The following is a 14,400-nucleotide window of genomic DNA, read 5'->3' as shown; positions in this document are numbered from 1 at the left end:
TGCCCTGATGTATGGCCGCGTAACGGCGGGGCAGACAGCGCTATTTACCCCATCACGTCTCCATACAATCAGCGCCTTAACCTAGCCATTGCCGGATGCTCTCTTCGGCATATCCAGCGCCGGAGCTCATGCCTTTCCCGCCAATTCCGGTCACAATCCGAATGTTCTCGGTCACGTTATGCTCGAAAATCTCGGCTTTTGTCTGACTGTAAAAGCCCGCCCAGGTTTTTCGGATTGTCAACGGAAAGGTAACAATGCGCCGGGCTTCCTGGAGCATCAGGTCATTGATGTAATCCTGCGTGTGGTACCCGAGGTCTTCCGCCTGCGTGGCCGCTGCGTATTCATGCGAATCGCCCACAATGATTGACCCGTCGATAGCCTGCTTGAACAGAATATGAATTCCCCACTTTTTCAGCTCGGCGAGATGCTCAGGTGTGTTCGCGGTGAGGCTGGCGTAGGACGGGCATTCCTGAAAGGCTTCGTAACGCCGTATCGTCAGACCCGTCAGTATGTTACCAGGCAATTGCAGACCCGCTACCGGTTCGGCCAGTAGCATTTGAAGTTTGCTAACCACCAGACCCGCCTGAGCCAGCACATCCGGAAATAACAACCGCACTTCATGGCCTCCACAGATAAGCACCCGTTCGGCCTGAAACTGTTGCCGATTGCTTAGGGTAACCGTTGCGCCACTGGCGTTCGGCTGGGCGTCGATCACGACCGAACCGGGCCGGTAATCGACGCCGTATTTCTGCTGAACAAACGCAAGCAGCCGATGAATCATCTGCTCCGGCTCGACGCTCATTTCCTGGGGAAAGAAAATACCCCCGACTACATAATCAGGTTTCAGAGTTGGATAGCTTGCCAGACACTGGGCCTTTGTGAATAGCTCACTCATGTAGCCAAGCTGTTGGTACCGGTCGTGAAGTTCGTTGGCCAGTTTCCATTCGTCCGGATCGGAGGCAATGTAAATGGTCCCATTGGGGCGCACTGTCAGGTCGGTTTCCTGTTGGATCTCCCGGTAAATTTCCATGCTTCGCCGACCGTACTCGAACCATCGTCCTGCCAGGCCGGAGGGTACTACCTGCCCAAAATTCCGGACGGTAGCCCCAATCGGGTAGTTATCTTTTTCGAGCAACAGAACCCGTTTTCCTGATTTGGCGGCATGATAAGCATGAAACGTGCCGAGCGCTCCGGCACCAATAATAATCAGATCGTACGATGATGTCATTGTTAAGGAAGTAGGGCCGTAAGGATACAGCCCTCAGCTTGATTGCCCGGTACAGCGATGATTAGGTAAGAGACATTTCGTGCTTTTCGAGCAGCGCGGGAAGTTCCCGAAGCGAACCCAGCAACAGATCGTGCGGCTGAGCCTCCAGCTGTTCGCGCGAGTGCGTGCCGTTGGTCAGGCCCAGATTAAGCGCCACGCCCGCTGCTCGACCCGACAGCAGGTCGGAGGGCGTATCACCAATATTGACTACGGCTTTGGGATTCGTTACCCCAACCAATTGCATGGCCCGCTCGATCATTTCAGGATAAGGCCGACCACGCGGAACTTCATCACTGGCAATTGAAACCTGCAGCAGGCTGGCGGGGGTTCCTACCCGTTGTGCGTTGAGCCCATCAAGCCAACCAAGTTTTTCCAGAATAATGTCGGTAACGACACGGTAGAATCCCGTTGTGAGGGCGATGGCAATGCCGCGTTCGTGCAGGTAGGCAAAAGTTTCCAGACACCCCTCGGTAGGTGTTGCTCCCTGCGTCTGATAGTGATTTTCCAGAATGCGCCGGAAGGCATCGTAGGAACTAGTAACGTTCGACTGAACCTCGGGGCTGTCTTCCCCCAGTTGCTCCTTCCAGAGCGTTTCGAATACGTACCGTTTGGAAAGACCCTGCATCGCCAGAATCCGCTCATCGGTGACCGACAAACCAGTTTCCAGGGCAGCTTCGGCAAAACACCGCTCTACTTCGTGGTGATCGGTAACGGTAGTTCCCGCCATATCGAAAACAACTAACTCAATTGGCTGCATAATTCAGTGAATCAAAGAGAAATGTAAGCAAATCAATAAAATATTTTGGTAGTACCTACCTCTTGGGTATTAAGAAAAGATAAAATTAATGTAACTGAATTCTCTCCCGTTCTTACGGCGGTCAAATATAAATTTAAAAAGACCATCCTTCAACCGTTCGCCAGTGCTCCCAATTGACCGCAACTACCTACCCCAAAGTAGGCACCATAAAATTAAACGTTTTTAAGACGGGCATTCTCTCCTGCAACCGTTTGCGGTAACGGTTGCAGAAAAAAGTAGTGTAATTTGGAAACTGAAGCAATAGATTATTGTACTTGGCTCCTATTTTAGTGTAAAATAGCTAGCGATTCGTCCGATGACAGGTAAGTTTATCTAACTAGCACGATACCTTCTTTGACAAGAGGATTTGTACTTTATATAGTTTGTGGCTTAGACATCAATCATGACGAAGCGCGGCTATTCTTCAGCGAGACAGAAATTTTCATTCGTATGCAAACACAATCGACCCTTCAGGCAGATAACCAGATTGACCAGAGAACAGTCTTCGAAAGCCGGTATGCTTCTTCGCCCAGCGAAGTAAAAGGCATGGATACGGCACAACTTCGGCAGAGTTTTCTCATTGAGACCTTGTTCGTTCCCAACCAGTTCCGGTGGGTACTTTCGTTTTTTGACCGCTACCTGACGGGGGGCATTATGCCAATTGATGGTCCGCTTACCCTCGATACGCCCGATCAGCTCAAAGCCAATTATTTTCTGGAACGACGCGAACTGGGCATCATCAATGTAGGCGGAGCTGGCCGCGTTGTAGCCGATGATGTTCCGTATGATCTGGATTATAAAGAAGCGCTGTACATTGGTCAGGGCACACGGGACATTCAATTCATTTCTTATGATGATGCCGCACCAGCTAAGTTTTACCTCAACTCCACCCCAGCCCACCGAAACTATCCGACCCGCAAAATAGCGCGGGCCGATGCCGAAGTCGTGGAACTGGGCAGCATGGAAACCGCCAATCACCGGACTATCAACAAACTACTGGTCAATAGTGTGCTTCCAACCTGCCAGTTGCAAATGGGTATGACGGAGCTGAAAGCGGGCAGCGTCTGGAATACCATGCCCGCTCATACGCACGACCGCCGGATGGAAGTTTATTTCTACTTCGAGGTGCCGGAAGGCCAGAGTGTCTGCCATTTTATGGGACAACCGCAGGAAACCCGTCATATCTTCATGCAGAACGAACAGGCGGTCATCTCGCCCAACTGGTCGATTCATTCCGGGGCGGGCACCTCAAACTATACCTTTATCTGGGGAATGGCCGGGGAAAACCTCGACTATGGCGACATGGATTTCTGCGCCATAACTGACCTTAAATAAGGTCTGCGATTTTGATACATACATGGCCCGGTTCTGACCGCCGGTAGCGGGACCAGAATTGGGCCGATCGTTGGCTGCTTCAGTCTGTGTTGCAAAAAAAACATGCATTCCTTACCGACCAACTAGTTTCTTCTTCAGCTCAATAATTACCTGACGCGTTTCATCAATGCGGGTTTTGAGCCCTTTCTTGTAATACCAGGCCTGAAATTCGGGATTGTCGTGGTGTGTTTCGAGTTCCTGCTCCAGTTCGCTGAGGTACTTCCCGCTCAGGGTTAAATACTGTTCAACGGTTGCAGGATTATGAAAACCGCCCCCGTCTACGCTTACATAAATGGGCGTTGTGTGAGCCGCCTGCCGGAATTTGCCATAGCACCGGGCCGCAATCCACAGCCCATGCACCACGGACGGAAGCTCAATATTTAGAGTTAACTGCCCCGCCGATTGCCCCGAATCCTGTAGTGTAACACGCCCCAGTACCCGACCGTGGGCCACAATTTCCAACGTATCGAGTGGAGTCTGACCAGGATACCCTAGCGCTTTAGCCCGAATACGAAGTTTGTCCCCCTTCCGGAGTGCAAGCCGATCGCCGGGCAGGGCATCGTTGACGCTAACGGTAAGAATAGGACCGCTGGTCACGAATGTATGTCCGGCGGCTACGGCTTCTTTCCAGGCGGCATAGGTGAACGGCGTTCTGAGGTAGGTGTAGAAACGGGCGTTCCCAATCCGGGCCGATTGTTCGGGTGGGCCCTGATCGTGATCATGCCCGCACCAGGGAAAGTCCGAACCCGCCGTAGCCGTCAGCGGGAAGCCCAAATCCAGCATGTGGTAATAATTTTCAGTATGCAACGGAACTTCCGATACGCAGTATTGCAGTAGTTCGAGCATGTCGACATTACCTCGCAGGCCATCGAGCGTAAGTCCCCGATAGCCGTGAAAGGATTCGGCCTGGTGCGCGTAGCCCGTCAAACCGCTCCGTTTGTGGAGTTCGTCAAAAACCTTGTCGTAATAGTAATAATCCTGTTTGTAGCGCACAGCCCCCGTAGCGCCAAACCCCAGGGCATGACCCAGTTCCGGCGTTCGGGGGTCTTCCTGGCCAGCCGTTAACAGGTGATTCCCGGATTGATAGTTTCCCTTCTCGCCGAAAGCGTATTGCGGGTAATACGTTTCCCAGAAATCGCCCATTTTCAACAAAACGCCCACGTTCAGGTCTTCAGCCTGAATCCAGTTCATCAGGGGTTGATTTTCGCCCGGCGATCGTCGGATATGGATGTGATCATCGGCGGAATACCAACCCCGTGCTGCCATGTTTACCCAGCGCGTCAGGGAATAGGTCTTTCGCAGAACCTGACTCGACTTTACGACAAGCGTATGCTGCTGATTTACGTATTCATTTCCTTTCATCAGGGCAAGCTGATAGGTACCCGGCGGCAGCTGAAGACTAAAATGGCCCGGTATATAAAACGAACTATCGGGTTGATAAGCGTAGCCATCGGCATGATCCCATAAGCCGTAGGAAACCGCGGAGACTTCCCTGGGCAACGTTTTTACGGGTCTTCCGCCCTGCGTCAACCGGACCCGAGCAGGGGTAAGTTTACCCGTTTTGCCATCCCGGACATCAATTTGGAGGAAACCGAATCGTTGCGTTTGGGCATCCGCATTGAATAAGCCAAACAGACTTGCCACCCCTATCAGGATGCCTACGTACTTCTCTAGTCGACAAATCCGCGCCAGCACGGAACATAAATGAGATGACCTTATACGAGACATTGTGGAGACGGTATCTGTTTTTTGTGCTACTTGCGGGCAATGAATCCCGTTATAAATACAACTCAACCCCTCTCTATACTGTATCAGGATCTGGATTTGGTGGCGATCAATAAACCACACGGCTTGCTGGTTCACCGGTCCATGATTGCCAGCGATGCCAGTGAATTTTCCGTACAGCTTCTTCGCGATCAGCTAGGCCAGCGGGTGTATCCCGTTCACCGGCTCGACCGAAAAACGGCGGGCGTTCTCCTCTTCGCTCTCTCGGAATCCATGAACGCCATCATGCAGCAACAGTTTATGGAAGGCGCCGTTCACAAAACTTACCTCGCCATTGTGCGCGGCTACACCCCTGATGAACTGACAATTGATTACCCTCTCCGCAAAGACGATGGCAATGGTAACCTGGGCGTACTTCAGGATGCCGTTACGCATCTGAAAACGCTCCAGCGAACGGAAATTCCACTACCCTTTGGGAAACATGCTACCTCCCGATATTCCCTCGTTGAATTAACACCCACGACCGGGCGGATGCACCAGCTACGCAAGCACATGGCTCACATCCACCACCCCATCATCGGCGACCGGCCGCATGGCTGCAACAAACAAAACAAGCTCTTCAAGGATCATTTCGAGATGAATACGATGCTACTCCACGCGCAGCAAATCGAGTTTACGCATCCTGCTACGGCAGAACGGATTGTGATTTCGGCACCCTGGCAGGCGGAGTTTGGGCGGATGATGAAGGCGTTGTTTGGGGAGGGAAGCAGAAAATAGATTAATTCAATTTACCTTTTACTGTTTCACTTTATTCCATCTCCTTCGTTGATAGTTAATTACGCCAGCGATTATACCACAGCATCCCCAAAGAGCTTCTTTACCAGCGTTCTAACCGTTCCGTTTTCTATACTGTCAGAGAAAGGCTGGCGTAGAACTAATTTAAGTTCAGATTTATTCATAATCTGTGTGTAATATTAATCAAGCAACTTTTTAAGGGCTTCGGGGTCAGGCAATACATTACGTAGGTGATCGGGTAAGTCGGAACTAAGCTGGTACGTTGCTACGCCCATTGGCGTGTTGTATCCCTGAAACGCATACTCAACAACGGCGTTGGATTTCTCTTTGCACAACAAAATACCAATACTTGGACTCTCGTGTGGCAAACGTACCAGATCGTTCAGTACGTTGACATAGAAACTAAGCTGTCCCAAATACGCCGGTTTAAATTCACTACGTTTCAACTCAACAGCCACCAGGCATTGGAGTTGACGGTTGAAAAAGAGTAAATCCACAAAAAACTCCTGCTCATCAACAACTAAACGGTATTGATTGCCAACAAACGAGAACCCAGTACCCATTTTCAGTATAAACTCCCGGATGTTCTGCACAATGCCTTTTTCAACCACTCGCTCATCGTCTTTTTCAACATTGATGAAATCAAGCAGGTACTCATCTTTGAAAGCCTGAAGAGCAGTTTCTTTTAGTGAATTAGGTAAGGTTTGCTCGAAATTGTTAGGTAGTTGGCCTTGCTTCTGGTACAATCGGGCTTTGATCTGCCAGTCCAGCATATCAACCGTCCATTGGTTTCCGGCAGCCTTTTGGATATAGAACCATCGTTCAGTCCAATCTTTGCTACGGTTAATGAGTAAGATGTGGTGGGTAAATCCTACGCTCAGAAAAACATCAATGCTAAAGTTCGTTAATTGGGCAGTTGACGACTGCCCAATTAACGTCTCATATTCTTCCGCAAACTGACGCATATTTTTCAGGTTCCGATGCGAAAACCCGCGCAAACCTGGTAGCTGTTTCTGTAAATCAGTCGATAACTGCTCTAGTACTTTTGCACCCCAATGTTGGGCCGCAACCTTTTCGGATAATCGACGCCCAACGGAATAATATAGCAACAACAGTTCACGGTTGACCAGTCGGGCCGCCCGATAGCGACTTTGCAAAATTTGCTGGCTAATGTCGTTGAACAGCAGGCTATACTGCTCAGATATTGTGGATTCTTTTTCGTTCATAGTTGGTGGGATTGATTCACAGAAAAGGCTAACGTGTTAACTTTTAGCCAATTGACTAAGTTGTATGTCACAAGTTTGTTTCGAGGGCATACGCCAGTAGAAACAAACTTGTGACATACAACTTAGATTAATTAGTCGGCAATTTATTGCTGTTGTCCATAAAGTATGGTAAGATAACTGTAACATCCATAAAATAAGCCTGGTCACCGTTACACTCGAGTTCAACAATCCTCAGATCGATAGGGTAAAAAAGTACACGGCCTTCCTTTTCTTCGTTAAATCAGTTTGACATTTGTTTTATGAATCCATCAGACAACTCAACGCCCGGCGTGGACTCGACCGATCAAACCGGGGCTACCGGTTCGACAACGTCACGGCGTCAATTTATGCAAACCGGTGCGCTGGCTGCGGCAAGCTTCTTTATTGTACCTCGCCATGTGTTGGGCGGTAAAGGGTTTATGGCCCCCAGCGACAAACTTAATATTGCCGGTGTAGGCTTTGGCGGCAAAGGGTTCAGTGATACCAACAACTCGTATAACAACGGAGCCAACAACATGGTGGCCCTGTGCGACGTAGACTGGGGCCTGGCCCGTGTGAAAGAAAATTTCACCAAGCACCCTAACGCGAAACGCTACAAGGATTTCCGGGAGATGCTGGATAAGGAAGGCAAGAACATTGATGCAGTAACCGTATCGACAGCCGACCATACCCACGCCGTCATCGCCATGGCGGCCATGCAGCGGGGCAAGCACGTATATGTGCAGAAACCATTGACCCACAACATCTACGAAGCCCGGATGCTGACCGAAGCAGCCCGTAAATACAAAGTTGTTACGCAGATGGGCAACCAGGGGTCGTCCAATCCGCAGCAGAAGCAAATGGTGGAGTGGTTCGACAAGGGGCTGATTGGTAACGTTCATACGATCAACCTATGGACCAACCGGCCCGTATGGCCGCAAGGCATTCCGGTGCCCCAACCGGCCTCGGAAACGCCTGTCGACCTCGACTGGGATCTGTGGCTCGGACCCGCACAGAAAGTAGGCTATACTCCCGCCTATCACCCATTTAAATGGCGCGGCTGGTGGAACTTCGGTGCTGGTGCGCTGGGCGACATTGGCTGCCACATCATGGACGTACCTTTCCGCGTATTGGGACTTGGCTACCCAACTCAGGTCGAAACCAGCATCGGTCAGGTGTTTCTGAAAGACTGGACGCCTGAGTACATCCCCGAAGGATGTCCACCCTCCTCGCACGTTGAACTGAAATTTCCAGCCTCGTCCAAAAACAAATCAGCGGTGACGTTGATCTGGGAAGATGGCGGCTTGCGTCCGTTCCGGCCGGATATGTTGCCGGAAGGTGAGCTCATGCCCGAAAATGGTGAAAATGGCGTGCTGCTACATGGCGACAAAGGCCTGATCGTTTGCGGCATGTATGGCGACAACCCAAGACTGTACACCAAGAGCGGAGAGAAATTGGTTGCAGCGCCTAAACCAACGGGCGGACTACCCGAAAATGGGCACCAGGTATTGTGGACCGAAGCCTGTAAAGCCGGATTTAACAGTAAGGAACACAAGGCCTTAACCTCGTCGTTCGACTTTGCTGGTCCGCTGACCGAATCGGTACTTATGGGTAACCTGGCTATCCGTAGCTATACCCTCCGGACGCCTAAAGCCGATGGCAAAGGTTTTGATTACCCCGGCCGTAAGCGACTGCTGTGGGATGGGAAAAACATGAAGATCACCAACCTGGACGAAGCCAACCAGTTCGTTAAACGCGAATACCGCCAGGGCTGGTCCTTAACGGCATAAGTCGCAAAATGGGTTAACCACAGAGGCCACGGAGAAAAGAAAAACTCCGTGGCCTCTGTGGTTAACCCATTTTTGCAGATACTAATCTCAAGATTAATATCTGGCTCTTACAAACAACGACTGGGCCATTGTGCGTAAACGCGCGTGGGCGACATAGGCCCAGATGAGTAGCATGTACATCGAAAAATCCTGGTAGGATACCGGGAAGGCCATGTTGTTGATGTAGTAGCGCGTAGCCGTAAAATCGAGCGTGGGCGTGAAACCGATGAGGTTTTCATAGCCTAGTACCAGCGTCAGGCCGAGCGCATAGAACAAATACTGTGGCTTACGAAAGGCCCACAAAACGCCCGCCAGAGCTGTAGCGCCGAAGCCTGCGTAGTGCTTCCAGGAGAGAGAGAAATCAGTGGTGGCGGCAAGATAAACGGAATAAACCTGAACGGTTGTCAGTACGGCCAGTATGAGGCCGTAGCCGTAGAACTCCTTTAATTGGGCACGTTGCATAGAGTCAGTTTGTTACGGTAAGAAAAATGAAAGATAAAAATACGTAAAAACTGCCAAGCACATAGACTAACAACGTTATTTTTTCGGGGCACCTTCGTTAAAAAATACAAATAACCCATCCTTCCCGGCCACAATGATGTCTTTCCGACCGGATTTGTGCAAATCAGCGACGGCGAAATAAATGCCTGTTCCCTTCCCTACGCCCGCCGGGCCATACGCAATGTCGTGTTTGACAAACTGTTTTTTCGGGGCATCCCAGGTAAAGTAGTACAAACCAACGGGGTCTTCTTCGCCGGGATCTCGGCCATTATGCGCCCGAAAACGCTTGCCCGTCAGAAGCTCCGGACGGCCATCTCCCGTTATATCGATCCATTCGAGGCAATGATACTGCGAGTTTTTCTCGTCGATCAAATGCTTCATCCAGCCACGTTGCCCATTGGCATCGCGGGTTTGTTCGTACCAGTGCAGGCCATAACTATGACCCTGCCCCACGATCAGGTCGTTTCGCCGATCACCATTCACATCGGCAACCAGAATGGGAACACTAGCCGTACCAAACGAAAACTCCTTGTGCAGGGTCCAGGGCGTCTGCTCCCGATTGGCGGGAGCTTCGAGCCAGCCATCACTCACAATCAAATCGCCCCGACCGTCGCCATTGACATCCCCGAACCCAAGCCCATGTCCCTGGGTCGGCGCTACGGTTATGGTCTTGAATACACCGGGGCTGAGTAACTTGATGTACTTCAGCGGATGGTTCGGGTTATTGGGGACGATATCAATGGCTCCGTCGCCATCTACATCCCAGGCCCGGGTCGTTTCCACATTACCGACTTTACCGATTTCATGTAATGGCCAGGCGGCATCTTTCTTGCCGGGGTTTTCGACCCAGCGCAGCGTTTGATCGAACCAGCCACCGGTTATGAAATCCACTCGCCCGTCGGCGTTCACATCCATCGGAATGGTTGAAAAATCGTCGTAATACTGATCTTTCCGAGGCTCGTTTCCAATAAGGTGTCGATTCCGAAAGCGGGGGCCTTCATACCAGAAATCGCCCGATACTAGGTCGAGCGTATCATTGTTATCCACGTCGAAGACGCCCACCGACTCGTAGCTTTCGGCCGCCACGAAGTAGCGACTGAAACGCAAAGTAGGTTCGGAAGCAATGGCGCTGACTAAAAAGAGCAGGGCAAAAAGACAACTAACCGGACGGCGCATACGGGCATATGTTTTCTAGCTAAAGTCAGTAGGCGGGAATCTTTACTACGAAGCAGTATACAGATTGACCTATTGAACGCTTTAACCCGAATCGAAATACGGCCAAAGCCGATGCCCGGAAGACTAATGATCTGGATAGGATCATTCTTCAGACAGGCGGGTGTATTTCTACTTATTGAATCTAGTCAATAGACTAGTTTTCAGACCCGACGCTTAAAACCAGGTCCAAAAACATCTAGAAATAAGCAAAACAATCCCAATCTTCTACTCCAACTAATTTTAATAACCTCTTAACTCTTTCTTAATTATTTTCTAATCTCTACGAGTAGTTCTAGCCATACTTGTTGTTTTTACAAAAAATCTAGCCAATGTCTTATTTTCTTTTCCAGTTAAACCTAAACGATACGTATAAAAGAACTTCCTTATGAAGAGACCCTTACTTCCCCGACGAATGCTGGGCAGACTGTTAAAAACATCAAGTACTCAACTACTTCTGGCATTCACCTGTGTTAGTTTTACCTACGCGAATAATCCGACCGAACGGAATTCATTCACCATTCGCCCCACAACTCGTGCTGACAGAACGTTGACCGGCCGGGTTACAGACGAAAAAAATGAAGGCTTACCCGGTGTCAGTGTTATTCTGAAAGGTACCCAGCGCGGAACCGTTACGGACGCCGATGGCCGTTACAAATTGGATGTACCCGATACGGAAGCTACCCTCGTCTTTTCGTTTGTCGGCTACCTCCCGCAAGAGGTGCGTCTTGGCAATCAGACATCGGTTGATGTTAGCCTGAAAACGGACAGCAAAGTACTCGACGAGATTGTCGTTATCGGGTACGGCACCACGAAAAAATCGGACCTTACCGGAGCCGTATCCGGCGTTAAAGAGGCTCAGTTACTGGAGCGGCCCGCTCCTTCGCTGAACCAGGCGCTTTCCGGCCGGATGCCGGGTGTGCAGGTAAACACCAACTCGGGTCGTCCCGGTGGTCGTACAACCATCCGGATTCGTGGGTTTAGCTCCATCAACTCGTCGAACAACCCGCTTTACGTGGTCGACGGCGTTATGCTGCCACAAGGCACGGGTGATCAGTTCAGCAACCCGATTGACTACATCAACCCCAACGATATTGTCAACGTTGAGGTCTTGAAAGATGCTTCGTCGACGGCTATTTACGGAGCACGGGGTGCCAACGGGGTTATTCTGGTATCGACCCGGAAAGGGAAAGCCGGAGAAAGCCGCGTTACGTACGATACGCAGTTCAGCGTAAACACGATTGGACCGAACAAACCGAAAGTTCTGAATGCCCGGGAATACCTGGCTACGGAAGATCTGGCCTATCAAAATATGGCAAAGTACGATCCTGTCGGTTGGGCAGCGGGTAAATGGACTTACCTGGATCCTAAAGTTCGTCGGGCGGCTTTCAGCGCGGCCCATCCGGGCGTTTTCGATGCCAACCTGAATCCGCTGTATGATACCGACTGGTTCAAGGAGTCGTCGCAGAACAAACTGTCGCAGAACCACCAGTTGGGTTTCAGCGGGGGTAACGAGCGGACGCAATATTCGCTTTCGCTTAACTACCGCGATGATCAGGGGTTGATCAAAACCTCGTACATGAAACGGTATTCGGGTCGCTTCTCGATCGACGATCAGGTGAAAAGCTGGTTGAAAATTGGGGGTACGATGAGCTACAACTACCAGACAGAAAACCTGGTTGACATCAATGATGCCGTAGCCCGGCAAATTGTGGAAGACTTCCCCTTCCTGCCGGTTCGGTACCCCGATAGCGGTGTGTTCGCCGAAAACCGCGATTACCCATACGCTGAAGGTACCATGAGCTCGGTTCACCGCCTGATGGACCGCAAATACATCCAGAATACACAAACGATTCTGGGTAGCCTGTTTACCAACATCACGTTCGGCAAAGGGCTGGAAATGCGTACGGTATTGGGTACAAACATCCAGACGCAGGAAATTAACCAGTCCCAAACCCGCACCCTGAACATCGGTAACAACGGTAACGCGTCGACCAACAGTAACCGGCAGAATTTCTGGTCGCTGGAAAACTACCTGACCTACAACAAGCAGATTGGACAGGATCATTCGTTTACGGGCTTGCTGGGTATTTCGTGGCAGGAAACGAACACATTTGGATTTGGAGCCAGCGTTAGCGGCTTTGCCACGGACTATTTTACGTTCAATAACCTAGGGGCTGGTGCTATCAACCCAACGGTTACCTCGGGGGCAACACGGTTTGCGTTCAACTCGTACTTCGGCCGGATCAACTACGGGTATAAAAACAAATACCTGTTCACCGCAACGGGCCGGGCCGATGGTTCGTCGAAGTTCGGGGAAAACCACAAGTTTGCGTTCTTCCCCTCGGCGGCTTTAGCCTGGCGTGTATCGGAAGAAGACTTTCTGAAAGGCAACTCGCTTATTTCAAACCTGAAAGTACGGACCAGCTATGGTTTAACGGGTAACTCCGAAATCCCGCCGTATTCGTCCCTATCGCTGCTTAGCTCCAACTATGCAACGATCTACAACGATACCAAAGTAAGCGGAACGGGCATCAACCGTCTGGCCAACCCTGATCTTCGCTGGGAGAAAACAGCACAAACCGATGTAGGTCTGGAAATTGGTTTGTTCAAAGGCCGCATATCCTTAGAAGCGGATTACTACTATCGCTTGACGACCGACATGCTGCTCGATGCGCCGGTTCCACGTACCAGCGGCTACGCTACGATTCGCCGGAACGTCGGTTCGATGGAAAACAAAGGATTTGAATTTGGTCTGAACACGGTGAACATCAGCCGGGGTCAGTTTAGCTGGAATACGTCGTTCAACATTTCGCTTAACCGGAACAAAGTTTTAGCGCTGGCTACTCCTTCCGACATCTTCAACGTAGGTGGTCCTAACTTCACGAACCCAACCAATATCATCCGGGTTGGCGAGGCCGTCGGTTCATTCTGGGGTCTGACCCGTGTAGGTGTATGGAGTACGGCGGAGCGCGAAGAAGCGGCTAAGTTTACCAGCTACCGCAATGGCCTGACCATTCTGCCGGGCGACATCAAGTATCTGGACGTAAATGGTGATAAAGCCATCACGGATGCTGACCGTAGCATTATCGGTAACGGTAGTCCGAAAGGCTGGGGTGCCATGACAAACAACATCCGGTTCGGCAACTTCGATGCTACCCTGGAACTCCAGTACATGTTTGGCAACAAAGTAATGCTGATGAACCTGCACGCCAGCGAAGACCGGCAGGCACTGGCCAACAGCTACTCGTCGGTACTGAACGCCTGGACAGAGAACAACCAGGGCAGCCAGATTGCCGAAGTTCGGGATACTCGGGCAGGTTACGTAACCAACGTTGATAGCCACTGGATTAAGAATGGCTCGTTCCTGCGCGGCAGAAACCTGCTGCTTGGCTACACCCTCCCAGCTACGGTAACCAATAAGCTCAAAATAAACCGGTTGCGCGTGTACGCTTCGACCCAGAACTTCTTCCTGTTGCTGGAAGATCCGATCGTTGGCGATCCGGAAGTTACCCCAACCAACCAGGACAACAATGGAACTAACAGTGCTTTCTCGCAGGGCATGATCTGGCACAACTACCCAAAACCAACCACCTACCTGCTGGGTCTTCAGATTGGATTGTAGTCCGCAAACGCATTTAATTAATTGACATTCAA

The 14,400-nt window shown here is 50.8% G+C and carries 10 protein-coding genes; 4 read left to right on the top strand and 6 right to left on the bottom strand.

Annotated elements, in window-relative coordinates:
• Positions 1–76: 76 nt before the first annotated feature.
• Together ACYU8Y_RS24905 and ACYU8Y_RS24900 are read right to left on the bottom strand one after the other, a co-directional pair.
• Positions 77–1,228: a TIGR03364 family FAD-dependent oxidoreductase gene (locus tag ACYU8Y_RS24905; RefSeq protein WP_460940871.1), complete on the bottom strand. Its 1,152-nt coding sequence runs from the start codon at positions 1,226–1,228 to the stop codon at positions 77–79.
• Positions 1,229–1,289: 61 nt separating this feature from the next.
• Positions 1,290–2,024 carry an HAD family hydrolase gene (locus ACYU8Y_RS24900; protein WP_460940870.1) on the bottom strand — a complete coding sequence of 245 codons (735 nt, stop codon included), beginning with the start codon at positions 2,022–2,024 and terminating at the stop codon, positions 1,290–1,292.
• Positions 2,025–2,513: 489 nt separating this feature from the next.
• Between ACYU8Y_RS24900 and kduI the strand changes: the two genes are divergently transcribed.
• Complete coding sequence (gene kduI, locus ACYU8Y_RS24895) at positions 2,514–3,398, top strand: 5-dehydro-4-deoxy-D-glucuronate isomerase (protein ID WP_460940869.1); 885 nt, start codon at positions 2,514–2,516, stop codon at positions 3,396–3,398.
• A gap of 111 nt (positions 3,399–3,509) precedes the next feature.
• On the opposite strand, the gene ACYU8Y_RS24890 is transcribed toward kduI, so the two are convergent.
• On the bottom strand, positions 3,510–5,165 hold the full coding sequence (locus ACYU8Y_RS24890; RefSeq protein WP_460940868.1) for a CehA/McbA family metallohydrolase: 1,656 nt from the start codon (positions 5,163–5,165) through the stop codon (positions 3,510–3,512).
• Positions 5,166–5,204: 39 nt separating this feature from the next.
• On the opposite strand from ACYU8Y_RS24890, the gene ACYU8Y_RS24885 reads away from it, so the two are divergent.
• Positions 5,205–5,939, top strand: a complete 735-nt coding sequence (locus ACYU8Y_RS24885; protein WP_460940867.1) for a pseudouridine synthase — start codon at positions 5,205–5,207, stop codon at positions 5,937–5,939.
• A 197-nt stretch (positions 5,940–6,136) separates the two neighbouring features.
• Here ACYU8Y_RS24885 and ACYU8Y_RS24880 read toward each other — a convergent pair whose 3' ends face one another.
• Positions 6,137–7,183, bottom strand: a complete 1,047-nt coding sequence (locus ACYU8Y_RS24880) for a PDDEXK nuclease domain-containing protein (protein ID WP_460940866.1) — start codon at positions 7,181–7,183, stop codon at positions 6,137–6,139.
• Positions 7,184–7,482: 299 nt separating this feature from the next.
• Between ACYU8Y_RS24880 and ACYU8Y_RS24875 the strand changes: the two genes are divergently transcribed.
• On the top strand, positions 7,483–8,991 hold the full coding sequence (locus ACYU8Y_RS24875; protein ID WP_460940865.1) for a Gfo/Idh/MocA family protein: 1,509 nt from the start codon (positions 7,483–7,485) through the stop codon (positions 8,989–8,991).
• 93 nt (positions 8,992–9,084) lie between these two features.
• On the opposite strand, the gene ACYU8Y_RS24870 is transcribed toward ACYU8Y_RS24875, so the two are convergent.
• Positions 9,085–9,492, bottom strand: a complete 408-nt coding sequence (locus tag ACYU8Y_RS24870) for a hypothetical protein (protein WP_460940864.1) — start codon at positions 9,490–9,492, stop codon at positions 9,085–9,087.
• 75 nt (positions 9,493–9,567) lie between these two features.
• Positions 9,568–10,707 (bottom strand): FG-GAP repeat domain-containing protein, encoded by a 1,140-nt coding sequence (locus ACYU8Y_RS24865; protein WP_460940863.1) that lies wholly within the window; start codon positions 10,705–10,707, stop codon positions 9,568–9,570.
• Positions 10,708–11,131: 424 nt separating this feature from the next.
• Here ACYU8Y_RS24865 and ACYU8Y_RS24860 point away from each other — a divergent pair, with 424 nt between their 5' ends.
• The gene (locus ACYU8Y_RS24860; protein WP_460940862.1) at positions 11,132–14,368 is read left to right on the top strand and encodes a SusC/RagA family TonB-linked outer membrane protein; all 3,237 of its coding nucleotides are present in this window, start codon (positions 11,132–11,134) and stop codon (positions 14,366–14,368) included.
• Positions 14,369–14,400 lie beyond the last annotated feature (32 nt).

It is taken from the genome of Spirosoma humi, assembly GCF_054776575.1.
Note: the sequence above shows the minus strand (reverse complement) of the source record. Positions and strands in the feature narration are given on the sequence as shown.